Source organism: Actinomadura syzygii (assembly GCF_008085905.1).
Lineage (GTDB): Bacteria > Actinomycetota > Actinomycetes > Streptosporangiales > Streptosporangiaceae > Spirillospora > Spirillospora syzygii.
The window spans coordinates 652461-675327 of the sequence record NZ_VSFF01000002.1 but is presented as its reverse complement, the minus strand read 5'-3'; the positions used below and the strand labels follow the sequence as shown (position 1 = coordinate 675327).

At 72.0% G+C, this 22867-nt stretch carries 18 protein-coding genes; 4 read left to right on the top strand and 14 right to left on the bottom strand.

Features of this window, described 5'->3' with window-relative positions; genetic code table 11:
* Nucleotides 1–2: 2 nt before the first annotated feature.
* The 7 genes from FXF65_RS43555 to FXF65_RS06970 all read right to left on the bottom strand — a co-directional run bounded on the left by FXF65_RS43555 (nt 3) and on the right by FXF65_RS06970 (nt 12228).
* Nucleotides 3–1043 carry a protein kinase family protein gene (locus FXF65_RS43555; RefSeq protein WP_187412151.1) on the bottom strand — a complete coding sequence of 347 codons (1041 nt, stop codon included), beginning with the start codon at nt 1041–1043 and terminating at the stop codon, nt 3–5.
* Complete coding sequence (locus FXF65_RS06995) at nt 1040–3169, bottom strand: hypothetical protein (protein WP_148348858.1); 2130 nt, start codon at nt 3167–3169, stop codon at nt 1040–1042. The genes FXF65_RS43555 and FXF65_RS06995 overlap by 4 nt, the downstream gene beginning before the upstream one ends.
* Nucleotides 3166–6312 carry a tubulin-like doman-containing protein gene (locus FXF65_RS45790; RefSeq protein WP_148348857.1) on the bottom strand — a complete coding sequence of 1049 codons (3147 nt, stop codon included), beginning with the start codon at nt 6310–6312 and terminating at the stop codon, nt 3166–3168. Before FXF65_RS45790 ends, FXF65_RS06995 begins: the two co-directional genes overlap by 4 nt.
* A 23-nt stretch (nt 6313–6335) precedes the next feature.
* Nucleotides 6336–8561 (bottom strand): vWA domain-containing protein, encoded by a 2226-nt coding sequence (locus FXF65_RS06985; RefSeq protein WP_187412150.1) that lies wholly within the window; start codon nt 8559–8561, stop codon nt 6336–6338.
* A gap of 387 nt (nt 8562–8948) precedes the next feature.
* Nucleotides 8949–10229, bottom strand: a complete 1281-nt coding sequence (locus tag FXF65_RS06980) for a tetratricopeptide repeat protein (protein ID WP_148348855.1) — start codon at nt 10227–10229, stop codon at nt 8949–8951.
* 128 nt (nt 10230–10357) lie between these two features.
* Nucleotides 10358–11056 carry a Crp/Fnr family transcriptional regulator gene (locus FXF65_RS06975; RefSeq protein WP_187412149.1) on the bottom strand — a complete coding sequence of 233 codons (699 nt, stop codon included), beginning with the start codon at nt 11054–11056 and terminating at the stop codon, nt 10358–10360.
* Between the two features lie 122 nt (nt 11057–11178).
* Entirely contained in the window at nt 11179–12228 is a 1050-nt protein-coding gene (locus tag FXF65_RS06970) for a tetratricopeptide repeat protein (RefSeq protein WP_148348853.1), read from the bottom strand.
* Between the two features lie 418 nt (nt 12229–12646).
* Between FXF65_RS06970 and FXF65_RS06965 the strand changes: the two genes are divergently transcribed.
* Complete coding sequence (locus FXF65_RS06965) at nt 12647–13387, top strand: S1 family peptidase (protein ID WP_148348852.1); 741 nt, start codon at nt 12647–12649, stop codon at nt 13385–13387.
* A gap of 111 nt (nt 13388–13498) precedes the next feature.
* Here the strand turns inward: FXF65_RS06965 and FXF65_RS06960 are convergent, their stop codons facing one another.
* The 4 genes from FXF65_RS06960 to FXF65_RS43550 all read right to left on the bottom strand — a co-directional run bounded on the left by FXF65_RS06960 (nt 13499) and on the right by FXF65_RS43550 (nt 17692).
* Complete coding sequence (locus FXF65_RS06960) at nt 13499–14902, bottom strand: MFS transporter (RefSeq protein WP_148348851.1); 1404 nt, start codon at nt 14900–14902, stop codon at nt 13499–13501.
* Nucleotides 14903–15002: 100 nt separating this feature from the next.
* Nucleotides 15003–15452, bottom strand: a complete 450-nt coding sequence (locus tag FXF65_RS06955; protein WP_148348850.1) for a hypothetical protein — start codon at nt 15450–15452, stop codon at nt 15003–15005.
* A gap of 34 nt (nt 15453–15486) precedes the next feature.
* Nucleotides 15487–16716 (bottom strand): helix-turn-helix domain-containing protein, encoded by a 1230-nt coding sequence (locus FXF65_RS06950; RefSeq protein ID WP_246198389.1) that lies wholly within the window; start codon nt 16714–16716, stop codon nt 15487–15489.
* Nucleotides 16717–17548: 832 nt separating this feature from the next.
* A complete protein-coding gene (locus FXF65_RS43550; protein WP_187412147.1) occupies nt 17549–17692 on the bottom strand; it encodes a hypothetical protein in 144 nt (47 codons plus the stop codon).
* Nucleotides 17693–17950: 258 nt separating this feature from the next.
* Between FXF65_RS43550 and FXF65_RS06945 the strand changes: the two genes are divergently transcribed.
* Both FXF65_RS06945 and FXF65_RS06940 read left to right on the top strand, forming a co-directional pair.
* A complete protein-coding gene (locus FXF65_RS06945; RefSeq protein WP_187412146.1) occupies nt 17951–18760 on the top strand; it encodes a nucleotidyltransferase domain-containing protein in 810 nt (269 codons plus the stop codon).
* 30 nt (nt 18761–18790) lie between these two features.
* Nucleotides 18791–19312, top strand: a complete 522-nt coding sequence (locus FXF65_RS06940) for a hypothetical protein (RefSeq protein WP_148348848.1) — start codon at nt 18791–18793, stop codon at nt 19310–19312.
* Here FXF65_RS06940 and FXF65_RS06935 read toward each other — a convergent pair.
* From FXF65_RS06935 to FXF65_RS06925, 3 genes are all read right to left on the bottom strand, one after another.
* Nucleotides 19301–19873, bottom strand: coding sequence for a hypothetical protein (locus tag FXF65_RS06935; protein ID WP_148348847.1), 573 nt, complete (start codon nt 19871–19873; stop codon nt 19301–19303). The two genes, FXF65_RS06940 and FXF65_RS06935, sit on opposite strands and share 12 nt — an antisense overlap.
* Nucleotides 19870–21141, bottom strand: coding sequence for a hypothetical protein (locus FXF65_RS06930; RefSeq protein WP_148348846.1), 1272 nt, complete (start codon nt 21139–21141; stop codon nt 19870–19872). The genes FXF65_RS06935 and FXF65_RS06930 overlap by 4 nt, the downstream gene beginning before the upstream one ends.
* Nucleotides 21142–21246: 105 nt before the next feature.
* On the bottom strand, nt 21247–21885 hold the full coding sequence (locus tag FXF65_RS06925; protein ID WP_148348845.1) for a hypothetical protein: 639 nt from the start codon (nt 21883–21885) through the stop codon (nt 21247–21249).
* 376 nt (nt 21886–22261) lie between these two features.
* Between FXF65_RS06925 and FXF65_RS06920 the strand changes: the two genes are divergently transcribed.
* Entirely contained in the window at nt 22262–22705 is a 444-nt protein-coding gene (locus FXF65_RS06920) for a hypothetical protein (protein ID WP_148348844.1), read from the top strand.
* Nucleotides 22706–22867 lie beyond the last annotated feature (162 nt).

Sequence of the window (22867 nt, the reverse complement as noted above, 5' to 3'; positions counted from 1 at the left end):
GGTCACCGTCCGAGGACTAGGTAGACGGCCAGCACGACCATCGCCGCGACCCCGGCCCACAGCAGCCAGGAGCGGTCGCGGCGCGGCCGGGGCGGGGCCGGGCGCGCGGCCGGGGCGGGCGGGGGCGGCGGGGACTCCGGGTCCGGGGCGGTGCCCGGGTGCTTGCGCCGCCGCTGCGCGAAGAACTCGGCGCGGCCCCTTGCGAACGCCGGGTCGGCGGCGAGCGGGCGGGGCGGCGGGTCGGCCTCGCCCAGCCTGCGCAGCAGCGTCTGCGCGTCCGGGCGGCGCTCCGGCCGCTCGATGACCCCGGCGAGCAGCGCGGCCAGTTCGGGCCTGGCGTCGAGCTTCGCCGTGTCGTCGAGGTCCTCCCCGGTGACCACGTAGAAGATCAGCCGCCCGGCCGCCCAGAGGTCGTCGTTCGGGCCGACCTCGCCGCGGACCCAGCCGGGCGGGGTCTCGGGGCGCTGCTCCGGCGCCTGCCACGGCATCGCGCCGACGACGGTGCGCGGCGCGCCGATCAGCGCGGCCTGGGAGAAGTCGGTGATCTGGACGTCGTCGCCGTCCCACCGGACGGTGTCCGGGCCGAGGCCGCGGTGCGAGATCCCGGCGGCGCCGAGCAGCCGCACCGCGCGCAGCAGCCGCACCTGGAAGCGGCGCCGCTGCTCGGTCGGCAGGGTCCCGGCGAGCGTCTCGACCTCGACGCCCCGCAGCGGCTCCAGCAGCGCGAACGGCGCCGCCGTGTCGGCCTCGTACCCGACGAGGCGGGTCACCGTCCGCGGGTAGGGGCGGCCGTCGCAGAGCCGGGCGAGCCGCAGTCCCGCGAGGATCTCCCCGTCGAGCCGCCGGTAGCCCTCCGCGAGCCCGCCGGCGCCGCGGTCGACGGGCCGGACGCAGCGGACGGCGACCGTCCGGTCGGGCAGCTCCAGGTTCAGCCGGACGGTCTCCAGCGGCGGCCGCAGCGGCGGCTCGTCCTGGTCGGCCTCGACGGCCTTCGCGTCCACCCGCGCGCCGTGCGCGTCGCGGTAGCTCAGCCTGACGTTCACGCCGCGCCTCCGTTCTGCTCGTCCTCGGTCCAGGTCCACTCGACGACCCGGGCGTGCAGCGGGACGAGCCGGAGCACCCCGCAGTGCGCCGACGACGGCACGAGCACGGTGCCGGGCGGGAACCCGGCGCCGTCGCCGACCGGGAGCGGCCCGAACCGGACGGCGTGCGTCTGCGGCGCGGGGTCGAGCAGCCCGAGGTCGGCGGGCGCGCACAGCTGCCACATCTCCCCGGCCGGGTCGTAGGCGACCTGCTCGGCGAGGAACACGAGGTCCTCCCGGGCGGGGGGCGCCACGGGAGGGGCGTCGGCGGCGAACTTGAGCTCGTCGACCGGGAGGCCCTGCTCGACCTTGCTCTCCCATTCGTCGATGTACAGGGCGGCCTCCTTGCGGGCGAGCCGTCCGGCCTCGCCGTCGGGCACGTCGTGCCGCACGGGCCCGAGCGCCTCCACCGCGAGGGCGACGAGCAGGGAGTGGACGCCCTCCCCGTAGGGCGCGAGCGACCTGGACGGCCCAGGAAGGTCCTCCTTCTCCAGCTGCCGGGACCGCTCCTCAAGCTCCGCCCGCACGCCGCCGAGGCCCTGCCGCAGCAGGCTCAGCTCGTCGACCTCGTCGAGCCGCCGGTTGAGCCGGGCCCAGCCGGTGACCGTCCGGCCGAGCAGGTGCTGCATGTCCTGCACGGCCCGCTCGGCGACGTCGAGGCCGGCGTCGTCCGCCCAGCGCAGCGCGCGGCTCCGCCAGGACTGCACGATCACCGCCAGCCCGCCGGCGACGGCGGCGAACACCGCGCCGGCCCAGGCGCCGGCGGGCAGCGCGAGGGCGTCGCCGCCGAGGCCGCCCCCGATCCCGCCGCCGAGCGCGGCGAGCGCGTTGACCGCCTGCCTGCTGGAGTGGTCCTCCAACCGGCCGCCGGGGGCGCGGATCACGGTCAGCGCGACCAGCGCCGCCCACAGCAGCGCCATGACGAGGCCGCCGCCGACGCCGAACGGGGACAGCCCCGCGAGCGCGGCGCAGCACGCGCCGACCGGGGGCAGCCAGGGCTGCGGCGGCGGCATCGGCAGCGGGTCGCGCAGCCGGCGCGGCAGCGCGTCCGGGCAGATCTCGGCGAGCCGCCTGGCGGGCGCGTCGCCGCCCTCCAGTCCCGCGGCCCAGGCGCGCAGCTCCTGGTCCAGGCGGACCAGCGACGTGCCACGGCCGAGGCCCTCGCGCAGCCAGCCGCGCAGCGTCCGGCGGAACGGCTCGGCCTCCAGCCGCTCCACCGGCGGGGGCTGGACACCGTGCGCGGCGATCGCGGCCCGCCGGTCGTCGGTGATCCGGCCGTCGCCGGGCACCGCCTGGAAGAGGGAGCCGAGCCGGTCCCGCAGTTCGGCGAGGCGGTCGCCCGCGACCCGCACCGGCACGTCGGCCGGGAGCCTGCGGACCAGCGCGCCGGCCCCGGCCAGCTCGACGGCCGCCTCCTGCGCCTCGTCCAGGGCCCGCCCGGCGTCGTCGAACGCGCGTTGCAGGGGGCCGCCCGGCACCAGGCGGACCGGGACGCGCCCGGCCGCGCGGTCGTCGTCGTGGGCGGCGGGCGCGGGGGCCGCCGGGTCCAGCAGCCGCCTGATCGCCGTCCGCAGCGCCCGCAGGAAGTCCTCCTGCCCGGTCGCCGCCGCCCCGGCGACGTGCAGGCCGGGCACGGCCGCGCCGAACGGCACGTCGGCGAGCAGCCGGTGGGTGCGCTCGAACACGGCGGGCAGCCGCAGCAGGTCCGACAGCCGGCCGAGGCCGTCGCCGTCCCGGCCGTCGCGGCGGCGGGCGCGGGCGCCGGGGCTCAGCCGCCAGTCCACCCCGGTCTCCTCGATCACCCACAGGGTCCGCTGCCGGATGTTGCCGGGCAGCCGGAGCCCGCCGTCCCCGGCGGCGGCGCCCGGGGCGGGCTGCCGTCCGACCACCAGGCACAGCAGCTGCGTCACCTGCCGGGACGCGTCCAGCGCCTCGAACGCGGCGCGGTGCCCCACCACCTCGGCGGCGGAGTCCTCGACCAGCAGGAGGCCGAGATCCTGCGGCGTGTTCAGCAACTCGGTCACCCGCGACGCGGCCTCGCCCGGGTCGCAGCCCTTGAGGTCCAGCCGGACGACGCGCGGGCTCACCGGTCCTCCTCCGGCTTCTGCAGGGCGGGCTTCTCCAGGCCGCGGAGGTTGGCGCGGACCGCGGACACGTCGGTGAACTCGGCGTCCAGCGCGGCAGGGTACGTGCGCGCCCAGAAGTCGCGCAGCTGTTTCGCGCGGGCCCGGCTGGACGAGTGCAGCTCGTCGAGCATCTGGTCGATGCGGCGGAGCTGCCCCTCCGCCATGTCCCGCAGCACCAGGTAGAGGTCGCCGGGGGGCTTCGGCATGCTGCCGACGCCGTCCGGGGCCTCCTGCATGAGCTGCGCGCAGAAGTCGCGGCGGATGCCCGCGTTGTCGGCGAACGTCCACAGCTCGTACGCCTGGAGCAGGCTCCCCCAGGACGAGGCGTGCTCCAGCGGCGTCAGCTCCAGCGTCATCGACACCCCGCCGGACAGCCGGACCGACACGCTGATCGGCGAGGCGGGGTCGCCGTCGACGGTGACCTTGTCGTTCCACATGGCGCACAGGAGCCGGTGCAGGATCTGGACGCGGTGCTCCTCGTGGGTGGCGAGGTAGCCGAAGTCGTAGCCGAGCCGCTGTCGCCATTTCAGGTAGTCCTGCCGCTGCGGCCGGTCGATCGCGTCGGACCAGGTGCGCAGGACGTCGCGGACCTCGCGGACGTCGGTGATGCCCATGGACGAGCGGAACAGCACGACCGCGATCGACTCGGCCGTGGTGTGGGTGAAGTCGTAGACGATGTCGGGCCCGGCGGGAAGGTTGATCGCCTCGCGCAGGTACAGCTCGATGCCCGGGTCGTCCGCGCCCGCCGGGTAGGACACCAGCACCTTCATCCGGCCGGTGCCCTGCGGGCTGAAGTTCGCCGGCACCAGTCCGGCGAGCTTGCTGTTGAACTCCTCCAGCTCCGCCTCGCCGAACTCGGCGGGGGCCCGCCCGGCGGCCTGCGCGACCAGGTCGTGCAGCGTCGGCAGCAGCGGCGCCCGGCCCTGCTCCGGCATCCGGAAGTAGGTTTTGACCTGTGCCTTCACCCGCTCGCGCAGCTCCGCGACGGCGGCCTCGGGCGTCGCGTCCCAGGCCGTGCGATAGGACTCTCGCCAGCCGTCCGCGCCGATCAGCACGTTGATCAGGTCGGCGTCGGTCGCGCTCGGCTGGAGGCGTCCGTTGTCGACCAGGTCGTCGGTGATCCGGCGGACGACGCGGACGTAGAACTGCTCCAGGTCGCCGCCGGGCGGCAGCAGGTAGGACACCCCGACCCGCGACTTGGACAGGTCGGCGGCACGGTCGCGGAACCGGTCGCGGTCCTGCGCGGCGTGCTCGGTCAGCGCCCGCGTCATCGCCCGCAGCACCGCCTCCACCTGGTCCAGCGGCTTGCGCCAGCGCGGCGCGAGCTGCGACCACGGCTCGGTCCACTGCACGTTGGTCCGCCACCGGTACCACTGGTCCTGGCGCTGCCGCGCCTCCACCGGCTCCGGATCGGCCCACTTCACCTTGACCACGCCGAGCGTCCGGTCGCGCAGCGCCGGCAGCGGCGGCGGGTTCGGCCCGAGCCCCTCCGGCGCGGGCGGCTCGACCCGGCGCCGCTGCATCAGCCCGGCCGCGCCGCCGCGCTCCAGCTCGTCGGCCGACTCGGCGTTGCCGAACAGCACCCGGGTCAGCCGGAACGGGTCGGTCTTGGCGAGCATGCGCGGGACGGCGTCGCGCGGGTCGAACGCCCCGACCCGCTCGGGCACCTCCCGGTCCAGCCGCGACCGCAGCCGGGTCAGCGCCGCGCGCATCGTCTCGGCCCGGTCGTTCAGCGCGGCGGTGACGTCCTTGGCGCCGTTGGCGGGCTCGGGTTCGGCGTGGTCCTGCGCGGGACGGGTGAGGATCTCGGAGATGTTGGCGACGGTGAAGAACTCCTGGATCAGGGACCGGTTCGACTCCACCCCCGGCAGCGCCGCACGCAGATCGTCCACCCCGGTCCGCAGCAGCCGTCCCGCGACCAGGTCGGCCAGCTCGTCCACCGGCACCGTCAGCGACGCCACCAGCGCGGTCGACACCCCCCGGTTCCCGATCCCGTTCTCGGCCGGGATCTGCCGGTCCACCGCGGCGTTGATGAAGCTGTCGGCGAACGACTGGTGCTGCTCGCCGTCGGAGGTCGCCCGCTGGTCCAGCTCGGTGCCCAGCAGCGACAGCATCAGCGACACCACCGACCGCCGCAGGTCCCCCGGCTCGGCGCCGACCGGCCGACAGAACAGGAACCCCGTCTGCGCCGTGCCCGGCCGCAGCGCGATCCGGCCGTCCACCGGGTAGTGCACCGCGACCTCGTCCGGGTCGATCGCCGCGCGGGCGGAGTGCCCGCGCAGGTCCCGCTGCGCCCCGCCGCCGTTCTGCTGGTCCACCAGCCGGAACAGGTCCAGCAGCGCGCGGCCCGCGTTCAGCTGCGCCGGACGCCCGCCGCCCAGCCCGTCCACGAACGCCGACGGCATCAGCACCAGCGGGTAGATCTTGGGCCGCAGATCGGTGCGCTCGAACAGCTCACCGATCAGGTGCAGGTAGTCGTAGAAGATCCCGGCGCCCGTCCCGCCCGCCACCGAGAACGTGACGAACACGTCCACCGCGTTCTTGTTCGTCGCCTTCCCGCCCAGCTTGTACAGATCGGTCGCCGCCTGCGCCCCCGACAACCCGCCGATCGCCGCGTTCAGATCGTTGATCGCGTGACCGATCCCGCCCCGGAACGTCTCGAACAACGCCGCCCGCCCGATCGTGGGCAGCTGGCCCGCACCGCGCTGCAGCGGCGTCACCCGCGGCTCGCCCTGCTCGGGCGGCAGCCACGACGCCGTCTCCCGCTCGGCCGTCAACCGCAGGTTCCGCGCCACCTCCGGATAGGTGTCCACCTGCGGCACCAGACCCCGGACGTAATGCGCCGTCCGCTGCGCCGCCGGCACATGCTGCGCACCCGGCACCACACTGCCCGGCAACCGATCGAGATCGGCCTGATTGACGTCGGCGTACACGAACTGCACGCACTCGGGCAGTTGATAAGGCAGCGCGTCCTCGCGAAGCCGCTGGAACGCGGTCCCGTCCGGACCGCAGAACTCCTCCCGAAGCCGACGCTCCAACTCCGCCCCGATCAGGCAGCCGGTGCCTCCGAGCCCCACGAACAGAACTGGCTGATAAAGCTTCATTGGCTCTTCCTTCTGGACTGGCGCTAGAGCCAGGGGTCCTCGTAGGTCTGCGATGCGGGAGCGCGCTCCTCTGGCAGATCCGGCCCGCGGGGATCGTCCGGCGCCTGGGAACCGCCGGTCGCGCCGCCGCGTTTCGCCTCGGGCCGGGCGTCGCGGTGGGGCCCGCGCGCGGCGCCGCGGGACCAGGCGCGGCCGCGCGCACGGGTGTCGGTGAAGGCCAGCATCAGGCCGCTCTCCTCGTACGGCTCGCCCTCGCCGCCGACCTCCACCTCGTAGCGCGGACCGGCCGGGATCTGCACGACGACCTTCCCCGGGGCGCCGCGCCGGGCGCGGACGGGGCTGTCGCCGGAGCGGGGGTAGTCCAGGCCGGGGTCGCCGTCCGCGCCGTCGTGGACGACGAACCGGAACTCGGACGCCCACTTGCCCGGCGCCTTCAGCACGGCGACCTCCTCGCCGTCCTGTCGCAGGGACGCGAACAGCCCGCGCACGTCGATCCGGGCGCGGTGGGCCCGGCGGCGGAGGTAGGCGAGCAGCGCGAGCAGGAGGACCAGCAGGATCACGCCCGCGATCTCGTACCGGTGCGCCTCGACCCACGTGGGCGGGTTCTTGACCGTGATGGTGAGCTGCCCGTTGGCGTACACCTTGGACAGGTCGGCCGCGTCGACGACCTTCACCGTCATGGAGGCGCCGCCGAGGCGGGCGTCCTCCGGGAACCGCACCTTGAACGGACGGGTCGTCGTGCCCTGCCCGACCGCCAGGTCGGTGGAGCCGACGAGGGTCGCGCGCGCGCCGCCCGGCCCGTCCAGCACCAGCCGGCCGCGCACCGGGGCGCCGGTGTTCTCCATCGTGACCGTGCCGCGCACCGCGTCGCCGGGATGCACGACCGACCCGGACGAGAACGCCACCCGGCCCTGGAGCGCGGGCGCCTGCGCGCCGACCGCCATCGTCACCGGGACCTTCTCGGCGCGGACGCCGTACCCGCTGACGACGCCGGTGAAGGTGACGTCGCCGGGCTGCTGCGGGGCGGTGAACGCGCCCGCGTACCGGCCGTCGCCCGCCCGGTCGTCGGGGGTCTTGCCGTCGTCCCGGATGACGATGTTCTGCGGCGCGGTCAGCGCCGCCCCGGTGGCCTGGACGGTGAAGTTCAGCCCGGCGAGCGCCTTCGCGTCGGTGATCGCGCCCCGCCGCGTGATCAGCGAGAGCCGCACGGTGACCGGCTGCCCGGTCCGGGCGCTCGGCGGCTCGACCACCAGGGAGGAGCTCACCGCGCCCTGCCAGATCGCGGTGGCGCTGACGAGCTGCCTGGACAGCCTGTCCGGCGCGGTCAGCCGGATCTTCCACCGCCCGTTGCGCGGGTTGACCACGCTCAGCGTCTCCACGGTGGCGTTCTCGCCGGCCCGCTTGAACACCGACTCGCCGAGCCGGCCGTTGCCGGGCACGGTCTGGCCGGCCGGGTCGACGTAGTCGACGCGGACCCGCGGGTCGCCCTTCGCCACGGTGATGTTGCCGTCGGTCGCGATGATCGGGATGTCGATCTTCAGCTCGCGGGTTTCGCCGGCGCCGAGCGTCGTCTCGTCGCTGCGGCTGACGCCCGCGCAGCCGGACGCGGCGAACGCCTCGGCGAGGGAGCGCAGCACATCGCCGGAGTCGCGGACGACGCGCGCCCGCGGCTTGGAGTCGGCGCGTTCGTCGCAGGCGCCCTGGTAGCCGCCCGCCGCGAACGCGTCCAGCGCCGACCGGTCGATCTGGCCGCCGAATCCCAATGGCCATATCTGGACGCGATTGGCGGCGGCGAGCGCCAGCTGCGTCTCGACCTGTTTCTGCGCCTCCGTGTTACGGTCTTCTTCAATGCGTCCGTAATTGGGGCTGCGGTGGACGTCGAGCCGCCCGTCGGTGAGCAGGAAGACCACTTTCAGCGCGCCCTGCGGGCCGCCGTTCAACGCGCTCAGCCCGTTGGCGAGCGCGGCGGCGTGGTCGGTGTCGTTGCCCTCGCCGTCCGCCCTGCGGTGCAGTTTTCGGACGCACGCGGCCAGCGAGTCCTTTTTCACGGGACTGTCCAGCACCGTGGGCGGGCAGGCGGCGGTGATCGCGTTCTGGCCGGGCTGGTTCTGGCTGCCGAATCCGTAGATCGACACGCGGCTGCGGGAATTCAACCCGCCTAAGGCGATCGTGGTCGCGGCGCTGATCTCGGCGCGGACGTCGGCGTCCGAGAGGCTCCCCGATTCGTCGACCAGGATCGACACGTCCATCAGCGTCGGCTCGGGCGCGCCCGCGCGGGCGCCCGCCGCCGTTATCGACGCGACTGTTCCCGATTCCGCCCGTACCGGAGCGAGCGGAATTAGCTGACCGGTCAAGAGCGCCGCAATGAGGGCGACCCTCCCCGTTGGGCGCACGAAAGCGCGGCGCCTTCTTGGCATCATTCTCCAGAACCCCTGTGCGATCTTGACCCCACCCCGTGCGGCCCGGCTTCCGATGATTACAGCAAGTTGAGTGGTGAATGGGCCTCAGTTATCCGACTGTTACCGATTACCCCATTGTCACACTTATGATCAAGAACGGTCGTTGTCCGAAAGCTGTCGCCTATGGGCAGGTATGACCCGTTCCATGACCGACCAGTCATGCCCCCGGAGCTCTTTTTAGAATTCGTTATGGGAATTGTCGGGCTCGGCGGCCGGCGGCCGGGCGGCGGCGCCGTCCCCGGGATCGTCGGCGTCGTCCGCCACGGGGAGCGCGGCCAGTTCGTACAGCAGGCCGTCCAGCAGCCGGTCCGCGGCCGCCGGGTCGACGGCCCCGTCCCGCCCGCCGCGCAGCAGCCGCACGCCCTCGACCAGGTAGCTCTGCGCCGTCGCGTGCCGCCTCGCCCGCCGTTCGAGGCGCCCGAGCTCCAGGTACGCCTCGACCGCGGTCGGCCGGTGCTCCAGCAGGAACGTCCAGGTCTGCCGCGCCTCCTGGACGGCGCCGAGCGCCACATGGCAGCGGCCGAGCCGCAGCAGCGCCGACGGGGCGGGCGGCTCCGACGGGTCGCCCCGGAGGCCGAGCAGCTCCTCCAGGTCCCGCCGCGCGCGCTCGTGGTCGCCCAGCCGCATGAGCGCCTCGGCGCGGACGTCCAGCACCGCCGCCCGAGCGGCGCGGTCGGCGGGGGATGCGTCACGGAGCAGGTCGAGCGTCTCCTCCGTCCGGCCCCGCGCGAGGAGCGCCCACGCCTCGGCGACCCCCTCGGCGGCCCCGTCCGCGACCCCGTCGTAGGCCGGCGTGGTGCCCGGCCCCGCACCGGGCACCACGCCGGAGACACCGTCCGGCTCCACGCCGCCAGGCGCGCCGGACGGCGCGACCGTGGAGCCGGACGGCGGCGTGCGCGGGCCGTCGGCCCGGTCGGAGACGTAGAGCCAGGCGTCCATGGAGAAGCCCTTGTCCGGCAGTTCGCTCCGCACCCGCCAGAACTCCTCGGCCCGCAGCGAGCCGAACCCGTTGCGGATCACGTCCTGGAAGAGATGGTCGGAGACGACCACCGCGAGCTCCGCGCGCGGGTGGTCGTCCAGGGCGGCCTTGACCGGCGGGCCGTCCAGCAGGCGGAAGCACTCGATCACCGCCGTGCCGTTGAACCCGGCCGGACCCGGCGTGACCAGGCCGCTGGTCAGCGCGAGCCGGAGCCGGATCTTCGCGGCGTCGGCCAGCAGCCGGTTCTCCTGGTGCAGCGCGACCTCCAGCTCGGAGACCAGCGCCGGGATCACCTTGCTCTCGTCGATGTCGCTCGGCGGCATGATCAGCACGCCGTCCCCGCTGCTCTGCACGATCTCCTCGGGCAGGCCCGCCTCCCGGCACGCCGTCAGCGCCACGCTGACGAGCGCCTGCTGCGCGCGGATCTGTTCGGGGACGAGCCGTTTGCTCCACCCCTTGATGTCCAGTCCGGCGCACAACGAACGACGCGACCATGCCCCCATGCCGTCCCCCTTCTCGGGCGTTGGCAGAAGTCTGGCCACCTATCGGACGGCACAACCCGCACCAGTACGGGCAAGGAGGAATTCGGCGGTCCCGCGCTCCCCCTTCAGGTCCGGAGCTCGGGCGGCGGGTCCATCTCGGCGAGCCTCGCCAGGCCGCCGACGTCGCGCAGCACGATCCGGCCGCGGCCGCAGTCGACGACGTCGCGCAGCGCCGGGCCGTTGAGCGCCTTCTGCACCGTGCCCTCCTGCGCGCCGATGAGCATCGCGAGCTGCTTCTGCCTGAGCTTGATGACGGGACGGCCCGACTCCCGGTCCGCCGACTGCTCCGCCTGGTACAGCAGGGCCCGCGCCAGCCTGACCTCGACCTCGTACCCGGCCGCGTCGGCGCGGTAGGTGTTGGCCTGGGTGAGCCGGTCGCCGGTCATCCGGCTGAGCGCGAGCATCGCCTCCGGCACGTCGGTGAGGCACTTCATGAACGCCCGCGCCGGGAGGACGGAGACGACGCACCGGTCGAGGGCGGTGACGGTGGCGGCGCGGACCCCCTGGCTGATCACCGCCATCTCGCCGACCAGGTCGCCCGGGTGCCGGATGCCGAGCAGCGACGGGGACCCGTTCTCCACGATCCTGGTCACGCTGACCCGGCCGGCGAGCAGCAGGGACACCGACGTCCCCGGTTCGCCCTGCCGCATCAGCGGATCGCCCGGCTGGAGGGTGCGCGTCCGTCCGAGCCCCAGCACGGCCTGCCGGGCGGGGGGTGTCAGCCGTCCCAGGAAGGAGCGTTCGTTCCAACCGGAGCTCGTCATCGGACGTCTCCTCAGCGCACGCGCGTCTCGCCGCGCCGACCCGCTCCCGGATCGGACGCCGCCCGAACGGGGACCAAGTATGTCAGGTTGTGCACCACTGATTAGGGTCACATGCCACATATCTACGTCTCCTCCGGCTGCCGTGCGAGCGCGGCGGCCAGCAGCCGCCGGGCCCCCGCGCGGTCCCCGCGCCGGAGCGCCTCGACGGCGAGCACCCGCAGCGGCGCGCCGCCCCCGGGGTGGACGTCGGCGGCCTCGTTCACCAGCCGGTCGCCCGCCCGCTGCTCCCCTCGCCGGTAGGCGCGGGCCGCGAGGGCGAGCAGCAGGCCGTGCTCGAACCGGTCCGGCTCCGCCGCGAGGCCGGGGCTCGCCCGGACGACGCGCAGCCCCTCCGCGAGGTAGCCGCGGGCGACGTCGTCCGGCTCGACGAGGTCCATCAGCGGGTAGGCGGCCAGTGTCAGCGGATACCGCCGCAGCAGGTACCGCCACGTCTCGACCGCGGCCCGCCGCTCGCCGAGCACGAGGTGGCACTCCCCGAGCGCGAGCAGCGGCTCCGCGCCGGGCCGGACGCGCAGCACGCCGCGCAGCCGCTCGGCCGCCGCGGCGTGGTCGCCGTCCCGCACCAGCGCCCTGGCGGGCCGCGCCGCCGCCGGCGGCTCGCGCCGCGCGGGCGACACCGGGACGCCGCCGGGCCTCGGCCACACCCACCAGTCCGGGCCGAACGCCTCGCCCCTGACCCGCTGGAAGCGCGGCAGCGACGACGCGCTCCGCACATGCCAGTGCAGCAGGTCGCCCAGCAGGACGTAGAACGGCGCCTCGCCGCCGAACCCGCGGCCCCGGCCGAGCAGCCGGACGGTCTCGGCGACGGCCTCCGCGCCCGACGCCGGACCCGCCGAGCCGCCCGTGACGCCGACGCGCGTGCCCTCCCGCCCGGCGCCGTGCCGGCGCAGGGCGTCCACCAGCGCCACGGTCGTGTCGGCGGGCTCCGCGCGGAGCACGAACACGAGGAACTCGCCCGCGGCGAGCAGCGCGTCGACCTTCGCGCCCCCGGCGAAGCCGCGGAGCCGCCGCACGCGTTCGACCAGGTCGACGCGCGCACGTATCCGGTCGGGCGTGCCCAGCCGCTCCCATCCGCCGACCCGGAATCCGACACAGGTGATCTGCGCGCCCACGCCCAACCCGTCCTCCAGCCGTCGAGCCGCCCGCCACCCCGTCGTCACTCGACCTTCTCCCGGGGAGCGGGCGCGTACCCCGTCCCAATGCGGGTTGGCGCGACCGGATCACCGCGCCGGCCAGGGCCGCGCAGCGCTTTTCACAGGTTACGAGCCGGGTTGAAAAAGTAGCCTCCCGTTCAGTTCCACGGGGTGCGCGTAGAAGGTTCGCAGGTGGCCACGGCCGCCTGCGTAGAACGCCTTCTAAAAGGGGTTCCGCCGTCGAAGCGGCCGTTCGCCAATCGCGGGTGGGTGGTCAATAGTCGAATCACCGGCCGGCGCCGCGCCGCTTCCGTGACGCCGGCCGGGGACCGACCGACAGGGCCAGGCGGTCAGCACGTTTCTTCGTTCCGCACTCCTGTGAAAGGAACCCCCGCTCATGAGGAAGCGCAGACTGTGGGCCGTGGCACCGATCGCGGTCCTGACACTGTCCGGTACGTCGGTCGCGGCGGCGGGCGCCGAGCCGCCGCCGCCCCCGAGGGCGAACATCGTGGGCGGCGTGCCCGCGACCGAGACCTACTCGTTCATGGCGTCCCTGCAAGAAGGCGGGCAGCACGGCTGCGGCGGCTCCCTCGTCGCGCCGAGCTGGGTCGTGACCGCCGAGCACTGCGGCCAGCCCGAACAGGTCCGCGTCGGCACCCAGAACTGGAACTCCGGCGGCGAGGTGCGCCCCGTCCTCAGCCGCCAGGTCGTGGGCGGTGACCTCGCGCTGCTCAAGCTGACGCTGCCGTCGACGCAGAAGCCGATCCCGATCGCGAGCAGCGCCCCGGTCGGCTCGGCGACCCGCCTCATCGGCTGGGGGCAGACCTGCCCGCAGCCGGGCTGCGGGCAGCCGCCCGTCCAGCTCCAGCAGCTCGACACCAGCATCATCGACGACGCGAAGTGCAAGGAGATCGAAGGGGCGACCGAGCTCTGCATCGGCGGCGGCAACGGCAAGGGCGCCTGCTACGGCGACTCCGGCGGCCCGGCCGTGACCGGCGGGCCCGGTTCCTGGCAGCTCATCGGCGCGACGAGCCGGGGCGACCAGGTCTGCGCGCAGGGGCCGTCGATCTACAACGACGTCACCGCGTACCGCGACCAGATCCTCAAGATCATCGGCGGGACGCCGGCCGAGCGCTGACCGTCCGTCCCCTCCAGAACGTGCCCTCCGCCGGAGCGCGGTGCCCGGCGGAGGGCACCACCACCCCCGAGCCCCTGGCCTGGGGGCGCCCGAACCTTCCGGCGGGCGCCCTCAGGCCCGGTTCTCCGGCCGGGGCAGGAACGCGACGAGGGCCGTGCCCACGGCGGTGATGACTGCGGCGACGACGAAAGCGGTCGCGTAGCCGTCCACGAGGTCGGCGCCGGAGCGCGCCGCGGCAGTGCCGAGAACGGTGAGGCCGATGGCGCCCCCGATGGTGCGGGACGTGTTGACCACGCCCGCCACCGCACCGGCCTGGGACCGCGGCGCGCCCGCTGTCGACGCCTCCACCAGCGGTGTCATCAGCAGCCCGAAGCCCACGGCCATCGTCGCGCCCGGGCCGAGGATCGAGCCGAGGAAGGTGCCGTCGGCGTCCAGCACGGCGCTCTGCCACGCGAACCCGACGGCGGCGAGCAGCCCGCCCGCACCGGCCAGGAGCCGCGCGTCCATGCGGGCCATCAGCGGCGGCGCCAGCCTGGAGCCGACGATGATGCCCGCGGTGTGCGGCAGGAACGACAGGCCGGTGCGGACGGCGCTGTACTCCAGCACGTTCTGCATGTACAGCGACAGGAAGTACCACAGCGCGAAGCCCGCCATCATCGAGACGACCGTGGCGAGGTTCCCGACCGCGACGCTCCGCAGCCGGAACAGCCCGAGCCGGACGAGCGGCTGCGCCGTCCGCGACTCGACGGCGACGAACCCGGCGAGCAGGACGAGCCCCGCGCCGAGCCAGATCAGGGACGTCCAGCCGTGGTCGCCGGTCTCGCCGATCCCGTACGCGAGCAGGACGACGCCCGCCGTGACGAGCACCGCGCCCGGCAGGTCGAGGCGCTGCCGCCCGGCCGGACCGCGCTCGCCGCGCAGCCACCGGACCGCGACGACCGCGACGGCCACCCCGATCGGCACGTTGATCAGGAACACCCAGCGCCAGCTCAGGTAGTCGGTGAGCAGCCCGCCGACGAGCCCGCCGGTCGCGCCCCCGGCGGTGCCGACGGCCGTCCACATGGCGATCGCGCGGGTGCGGGCCGGGCCGTCCGGGAACGTGGCGGTGATCAGCGAGAGGGTGACCGGGGCGAGGATCGCGGCGCCGAGCCCCTGCACGGCGCGGGCACCGATGATCATCGCCGGGTCCTGCGCGAAGCCGCCCGCGAGGCTCGCGGCGGTGAACAGGCCGAGCCCCGCGACGAACACGCGCTTGCGGCCGAACAGGTCGGCGGCGCGGCCGCCGAGCAGCAGGAACCCGGCGAACGTCAGCGAATAGGCGTTGACGACCCACTGGAGGCCGGACGCGCCGAGCCCGAGCCCGGTGCGCATTTCGGGGAGCGCGACGTTCACGACGGAGATGTCCAGGACGACGAGGAACTGCCCGATCGACGCGGCCAACAGCGCCGCCCAGCCGGGTGTCGTGGAGAGCTCTGCCGGTTTTTCGTCGACTTGGGGGTCATGGGTCGCGGTCATACCGTTCAGGCTGCCGTCCGCGGGCGCGTCCCCGCGTCGGGCGGTGGGACGAGACCGGCACGTCCCATCGTCCTAGGACCTCATGGTCAGGATCTCGTGGTCAGTTCAGGCGCTCGTAGGCGGCGTAGGCGGCGGCCCCGAACACCAGGTGCGGCACGATGTCGGACACCCAGCCCGACAGCGACCACTCCCGCGGATCCGTCACGCCCAGCGCGGCGAGCGGCACGTTCGAGCCGAGCATGGCCAGCGTCCCGAGCGCCAGCGCCCCGACCGGCCACGGCACCGGCCGTTCGCGGGCGGCGGCCGCGTAGCAGAGGCCCGCCCCGGCGCCCGTCCCGAACCCGAGCAGCGCCCCGACCGCCTCCTTCCGGTTGTCGGCCCGCTCGCCCTCCCCCAGGTTGACGTGGACGTCGTCCGCCATCTTCTGCACGGCGTCGTTCGGCGTACTGCTGGCTCCCCGCGCCCGTACGAGCATGTCGAGATAGGTGACGGCGTTGAGCGCACTGGTCCCGACCGCCCCGGCGATGAGCCCGTTGACAAGTGTCCGCATATCCCGACCGCTACCCCGCGTCACGGCCTTCACGTCAGATGTCCCTCAGAAGCCTGCGGAGAAGCTGCGTGGTCTTGTCGGGGCGGGACGCGGCGGTGCATTCGTCCCAGACGCGCGTGTACAGCTCGACGTCGTCCGGCCTGTCCAGGTAGTTCGCGCTCGCGATCTGCTCCAGGTAGACCACTTCCGGCAGGTCCGGGTCGTCGAACCGCAGGAGTGTGAAGGAACCGGCCGCGGGATATCCGCCCGCGCCGAGCGGCAGGATCCGCAAGCCGACCCCGGGCGAATCGGCCATTTCGATCAAGTGCTGGATCTGGGCCCGCATCATCGTCCGGTCACGGAACGGGCGATGCAGGATCGCCTCGTCCAGGACGGCCCACAGCTTCGGCCGGTCCCCACCGGTGAAGGGCTCCTCGAAGGCGACGCGCCTCTGCCGGATCGCTCGAACCTGCACGCGCCGCTCGACCTCCTCCTCGGAGGCGAAGGGGTGCCTGAGCCTGATGACCGCGCGCGCATAGTCCCCGGTTTGGAGCAGACTCGGGACCAACTGCAGTTCGTAGGTGCGCAGCGAGGAGGCCGCCTCCTCCATTCCGAGGTACGCCTCGTACCAGCCCGGCACCACGTCGCCGTACCGCTGCCACCAACTCGGGGCGTTGGTCTGCCTGGCCAGTTCCAGCAGCGGGGCCCGCTCGGAGGGATCGATGACCCCGTACAAGGTGAGCAGGTCGGCCACGTCGCGCTCCTTGAACCGGACTCGGCCGAGCTCGATCCGGCTGATCTTCGAGTGCGAAGCGCGGATCGCGTAGCCCGCGTGCTCCGGCAGGATTCCGCGGGCCTCCCGGAGCGCCCGCAGCCGTGCGCCGAGGAGGAGACGCGGCACCATCGACCCGCCGGGCGGATAGTGCTCGGCCGGTTGACCGAAGGTCCCCTCGGCCGGTGGGGAGGCTCGAATCACCGTTCCGTAGGCATCGGTCGGGTCGACGAGCCGGTCGCAGGCGGTGGCCCAGCGCTGGAGGTCCGACGAGGTACCGCCGCACAACTCCACGATTCGCAGCAGGTCTCGCGCGCGGGGCGCCCGCGCCCCCTGAAAGAACTCGGACACGGTGGTGCGCGCCAGGACGGAGCCGTCCGCGTCCTGCCGCGAACGGCTGACGAGCTGGCGCAGGCTCAGCCCCGCCCGGCGGCGGAGCTCGTCCAGCATGGCCATCAGCTCGGGCAGCGTCCTGGCCCGCGTCGGATCGACCGGAGCGAGCCCGACGCTCAAGGTCGCCGTGATCCCGACCGGCGCCGGGTCGGGCGGCGATCTCTCCCCGTTCCTGTCGCCGCCGTCGCCATTTCCAGAACGATTGAGGAGGGCGGAGGTCTCACGCCACCGCCGTTCCCATTCGTCCAGGTCCCCGTCACACGCGATCACATAGGCGCGCGTCACCTCCCAGCTGGGGAATTTGTGCCCGGCAGCGGCCTCGGCCAACGTCGTATAGCCGTAATAGGACCGCTTGGCCATGACGCGGTAACTGGGTTTGTCCGCATCGGCGCGAAGCCGACGAAGTTGTACCGCGAACGCCGCGATGGGACCCGTCTCCGGGTCGAGAGGATTCTCCGGCCGTGGCATCGGCGACCCCCGGTCAGCCGAGACTCCATCGTGGTCCCCGGCGATTCACAGGGAGGCGGGCGCGTGCCGGAGGCGCCGCATGGCGCCCCCGTCTCCGGCCGGCACGGCCCACGCGCGGCAGGCCGCCCGGCCCGGGCCGGGTCCCCCACAGCAGAAGAGCGACGCCGACGACGACGATCGACGCCATGACGAAGGACCGGTGTCCTCGCGGCGCCGGACAGGCGACCTGAAGCGAGGGAGCGGAAGGGCGCATCGATGCGGCTGCCTTTCGAAACAATCGTTTGATGGCTCGGGCGGTTGCTCGACGAGTCGCAGGCACGATGGGGACCCACGCGGTTGCCGCCGCGAAAGGCCCGGCCTGTTCCGTCTACGCCATATCGTGGCGGACGTCGTTCCGCCTCGGGAAGCATTCGGGTTCCACACGTTGTTCGAAGTCTGGACGACCAGCGCCAGATACCACCCCATCAGAAACACCGTCAAGACTTCATTGTTCGGAGATCTCGCCGTACACACGCCAGACGTTCATGCAGAGGGCGAACAACCCCGCCGCGAGCGAACCGAGAACAACGAAAATGAACAGGTGGTCAGCCCGTTCGCGCAGGTCATTTGACACATCGAGGGCGCGCACCGGATCGTCCGAGCAACAGGCGACCGAAGGGCTTGCCGGACAACACGTCCCCCGTCTTACCTTGAGATGCGCCTTGGCACGTCGGCTGTACCAAGCCCGTGCCTCGGGGACACGTCGATGCGTCCGTCTGATGGCTCGGGCGGCACCACTCGACACCAGGGGCCTCCCGTTGCCGCGGGAGGCCCCCACACCCGTGCACACGGGTGAGGTCTACTGGACTCATTGACCCGTAGTCACCTAGCGCGGTAGGGATTGTTGGTGACCAGGAGCGCGGGTTCCGACTGGCTCTCGTCGTTCATTCGTGCTGCGAGCGCGACGGGACGGGTCCTCGGAATCGCGGTCGGCGGGTCGCACGGCAGGGGCACGGCCGACGAGCATTCCGATGTCGACCTCTTCTTCCTGGTAACGCCCGCAGAACTCACCGCGCTGTTCCGGACGCCGCCTGCCCATCTCACGGAACTGCTCCCAGGACACACGGCCGTGACCTACCCGGCCCTCGTTCCGGAGTTCGGCCTGAAGTACACGGTCATGAGCAGCGAGATCGGCCTTTGCGATCTGTTCTTCGAGGACGAGACCGGTTTCCCGACTCCGCTGCGCGAAGGCACCGAGTTCCGCTGGGACCCGGATGGGACGTTCAACGCGCTCAACGATGCGCTACTCGCGGAGAGCCACGAGCCGGGAACACGGGCGGCACACGCGACGCGCATGGCGGTGCTCTTGGCCTCGGAGTACGCGGGAGCGACCAAGAGCGTCGCCCGTGGCCGTGCGATTCAGGCCCGCTATCGGCTCTCGAAAGTCGTCAATCTCTTGCTGGGCGTTCGTCGGCTCGACAAAGGGTTCTGGTGGTTCGGCCATTGCGTGGCCGACGAAGCGTTCGACGATCCCGCGACCGCCCTCTCGGCACAGGTCTCCCAGGCGCTGGCCGAGGAGGCTCCCGGGGAGGTCCACCGGTTGCTGGGCGGCGCCTGCGTCGAGGCCATCGAGCAGGCGGACGGGCTCCCGGCGAACCTGCGGCGGACTCTCGTATCGCAGGTCAACAGCTCGATCGAGGCGATCGGAAGCGGGTAGCCCGTGGTGGAGCCGGAGGCCGTCAGAGCCGTGGTCGCCGCGGCGCTGGCCGCCATGTGGCCGACCCCGTACGCCGACGCGTCACTGGCCTGGGAGGCGGTCCGGCTCGCCGACGTGCGATCGATCGTCCATGTCGCGCGGCGGCAGCGCCTTTCCTCCGCCGAGCGGCTCCTGGGTCTTTATCAGGCCGCGCGAATGGCGCCCTACCTGCCATTGAGCGTCACCGATGAGCCTGGTTCGTTCGTGGTTCCGCCGGTCGTGGAGGTGCACGGCGAACATTTCGTGTTGATCGACGGAGTGCACCGCCTCATGGCGGCGCATCGGACCGGAATCCGCCAGGTGCGGTTGCTGGTCGTCTCCGGTCCGCTGCCCGAGCCGCCCGGCGACATATGCGCTCTGCCGGACATCGGCCTCAGCTCGGAACACCGCCCTCCCGGCGTGATGTTCCGCAACCTGCGGGAAAACGAGTTCCGCCGGGTCGGAGACGCCGGAGGGCTGGAGGCGGCGGTCCGGCGGGAGCTGAAACGACGCCCGGACGAATCAGCCGAGTAGGTCCTTGACCAGGCGGCACACGGCGCTCGCCGAAAGGTACCTGACCTTCTCCTCGATCGTCTCTTTCCGTCCGGTCATCACCGACGCGGTCCGCTCGTCCAGGATGGGCATGTACACATTGGTCGAGGGGCGCACGGGAGGCCCCTGGAGGAACAGCGTCGCGGAGATGTCGGGGCCGGCCCTGGTGACCCTGTGCAGCTCCGTCTCGTTCAGGTGAAACACCGTGCCCGCCGACATCGTCGCCACGAACCCGCGGTCCAGCACGGCGCGCCGCCTCGGCTGCACCTCGTAACCCGCGTGGAGCACAAGTTTGTGCCCGTCCAGTTCAGGTGACGTCCATTCATCGGCGCCCGCGAGAACCATTTTCAGGAATCCGTTCGCGTGGATCCGGGCACGGCGTCCCACCAGGTCGTCCGCCTCCGGCCCCTTCCGCTCCAGGAGCGCGGAGATTTCGGCGACCAGGTCGCGGGCGAGGTCCCGGGCGGCGGGCTCCGAGCCGCGCAGAGCGCGGGCCAGCGGCTCGGCCAGGCCGTCCGGAACGAGCCGGGCCAGACGCCTCATCCCTCGACCCGCCACACGTGACCGTGACCGGTGAACTCCTTCGCGGCGAGTTCGAGTTCGCCGCGACGGGCGTAGCCGGCGTCCCGTGGCCGCCATTCGCTCCCGAGCAGCCCGTGAATCTCGGGACTGAGGATCACGTTGTTCTGCCGGGCGGCGAGCGCCTCGCCCTCGCCCTCACCCTCGGCCGCGCCGACCGTCACCGCCCCTTCACGCATCGCGATCGCGAGCGCCTGTTCCAGTCGGCACACCTCGATGATCGCCGCGCCGTCGAACGCGGCCGCGAAGCTCCCGACCCCGCTGATCCGACCGTATTCGTAGTCGCCGAAATGCAACGCGACCCGGGAGCCGACTCGGTAGTCCGGGTGCTTGATCGCCTTGTTCAGCTCGTCGACGCCCCGGACCACGGCACGCCATTCTTCGAGTAGTTCGTCGACGACGTCGGCGACATCCTCGAAAGATCGCCGCGGAAAGGCTGCGACGAAACCGTCGCCTGCTGTCTGGACCTGCGTCGTGCCGAGCCTTGCCAGCATCCGGTCGAACCTCATGGTGACGGACTTACGGAAGGTCTCCTGAATGATGTCGGTCGTCTCACCGAAGGAGTGCATGTTCTCCCGCGCGTATTTCAGCGCGCCGCCGTAGCCTGCGAGGTCGACCGCGCACAGGATTCCCGACTCGCGACGCGAGAACATCCCGGTCTCCATGTCGATGGCGGTCGCCGCCATCGCGCCGCGCGACCTCCGATCTGAGACGATGTGCTCAACATCGCTCATCAGCGGCTTTCCGAGGAACCACCGTTCCGCGCGCTTGTGCAGCGCGCTGTGCATCGGCCTGGTCATCTCCTGGTAGTCGTCCAGCGGCAGGTACACATATCCCCGCCGCATGTCGGGGTCGGCGAGATTGCGCAGGCAGGCCGCGTCCACGCCGGTGAGCCCGTACCGGACGATCTTGTACGCCTTGACCAGCTCCGGGGATCGGGGGGACCTCTTCAACTCGAAGAAGGAGCCCCGGAACTCGAGCTCGGTGTCCCGAAGGCCCATCTGGTAGGCCAGGTGCGAAAGATCCGCCTTCAGGGCGTCCTCGTCGATCCGGGCGGCGGCGAGCTTCTGAAGGGAGCCGACCGTGGTCGGCGGGGAGAACATCATGGGCACCGGATAGGCCACGAACGGTGGGCTCCAGTAGCCCTCGTCGTGCGGCGGGGAATGGTTTCCGGTCTTCAGCGGGTAGCTCGGAAAAGTCAGGAGCAGGTACGCCCGTCCTCCCTGCCTCACCGTGATCTCAAGAGATGCGATCACCCAGATCTGAGAGGGAGGTTCCGAAAGGCGCATCAGGGCGTGATCGGTGTCAATGATCTGGTAGGTCACCGACGCTCCTAACTACTCTTTCATGTGACTGAGCAACTGACGGACGGCGACCGGGACGTTCGAGGTCACTTCCTTGCCGTTGATCCGCGCCGGAGACTTCTCCACGGTACTGAAGTCGGATGTGTCGACCCAGATGTGGTCGACCGAGACCTCGGCCACCGGTGGGCTGGCGTGGTAAAAGGCGAACCTGTACGCGGTGTAGCTCTTCGACGTGTGCGAGAACTTCAGAGAATAGCTGGTGTAGAAAGGATCTCCCTGCCAGCCTCCGGTGAGTTCTGGCAGCACGTTGTTGAGATCTTGCTTCACCGCCTGCCGGTACTCGTCCTCATAGATCGCCACGAGCTGGTCGAGGGCGTCGGCGAGCTTCTTGAGGGAGTCCCCCGGCGAGAGCCGCAGGAACAGCAGATCCTCGTCGAGTTCGCGGTTCTTGGCCTTCAATGCCTCCTCGTCGAGAACGAGGGAGGAGTACGGGGACATCCATGTTTCCCACGTCCCCTTCGGGTGCGGGTCGACCAGCAGGATCTGTCGACCCGAGTCACCGCGCGTGATGAGCTGGGTCGCAGTCAACGCGACGCGGTTGGGCAGGGCCTCCTGTGTCACCTCGACCTGGTGAGCGAGGTTATCCGAATGATCCCAGGCGTAGTCCGACATTTACGACGACCCTCTCCACTTATTGACCCATCCGAAAATCCGGACCGGGATGGCGTGCCCATGATAGGCCGCACCTTGAGAGGCAGACCGATGATTCTCTCATCGGCCGTCACCCTGACACAGTATTAGATCTATGTCCGGTTGATGCTCAGGTGAGCGCGACCTGCGTTTACGAGATTCCCCGCCCTATTCCCGTCCGGCGGCACGATGTAATGTGATGGAACGGGTGATCGACCAGAATGACCATGTCGCCACCTCGGCCGCAAGGGATTCGGAGGTTTGTCCGGCAGCGGCCAACACATTGATTCGGCTTCGACGCTTCTGGTCATCGACTTACCGGGACCAAGCCGTGCGCTTCCTGTAGGAGAATTCCAAGGTGGACGAGTTGTCGGCGCGGCTTGAGTATCTGATGTCCGGGTTGAACTTCGTGACGACGTTCGGGCTGCTGCCCTTGCCTGCGGGGACGTCGCTGGAGGGCGCCGAGGCGGCGATCGTCCAGGTGTATCCGGAGGCCGAACTGACCGGGCCGAGACGCACGGACGCCACTGAGGTGTGGGAGGAGATCGACCACGCCTTCGCCTACCGTGGCGACCCGTCCGGCGGAAGCGGAATGGAACTGACCGATGCCCAGGAGGCTGAACTGCGGGAACTCCAGGATCGCTATCGCGTGTACGTGCGCGAATTCATGGAACCGGTATCGGTCATCTACGCGGGCGGCTGCCGTGGTCTCCCCGGCTACCCCGTCTTCTGGGGCTACCGCCTCCTGATCCTGAACCCCACCCGCGAGGGCCTACTGCTCTTCGGAGATGCCTCCGACTGATCCCCAAAGCGTCCTGCCGGTGGAAGGACAGGGAGCCGGTGCCGGAGCCGTCCCGCCGGGAGCCCTCGCGGACGACGTTCGAGGCGAGATTCCCCAGTGGGCCATCGCCCAGTTCGGCGCGGCGGTCTCCCCCGGCAGGCGGGGCACGCGGAGTGTGAATTC

Bases quoted from the DNA above. Each gene is read 5' to 3' on its own strand.
- FXF65_RS06965 (WP_148348852.1), top strand. From the start codon at position 12,647: ATGAGGAAGCGCAGACTGTGGGCCGTGGCACCGATCGCGGTCCTGACA.
- FXF65_RS06935 (WP_148348847.1), bottom strand. From the start codon at position 19,873: ATGAGGCGTCTGGCCCGGCTCGTTCCGGACGGCCTGGCCGAGCCGCTG.
- FXF65_RS45790 (WP_148348857.1), bottom strand. From the start codon at position 6,312: ATGAAGCTTTATCAGCCAGTTCTGTTCGTGGGGCTCGGAGGCACCGGC.
- FXF65_RS06985 (WP_187412150.1), bottom strand. From the start codon at position 8,561: ATGGACGTGTCGATCCTGGTCGACGAATCGGGGAGCCTCTCGGACGCC.
- FXF65_RS06925 (WP_148348845.1), bottom strand. From the start codon at position 21,885: ATGTCGGACTACGCCTGGGATCATTCGGATAACCTCGCTCACCAGGTC.
- FXF65_RS06955 (WP_148348850.1), bottom strand. From the start codon at position 15,452: ATGCGGACACTTGTCAACGGGCTCATCGCCGGGGCGGTCGGGACCAGT.
- FXF65_RS06975 (WP_187412149.1), bottom strand. From the start codon at position 11,056: ATGACGAGCTCCGGTTGGAACGAACGCTCCTTCCTGGGACGGCTGACA.
- FXF65_RS06960 (WP_148348851.1), bottom strand. From the start codon at position 14,902: ATGACCGCGACCCATGACCCCCAAGTCGACGAAAAACCGGCAGAGCTC.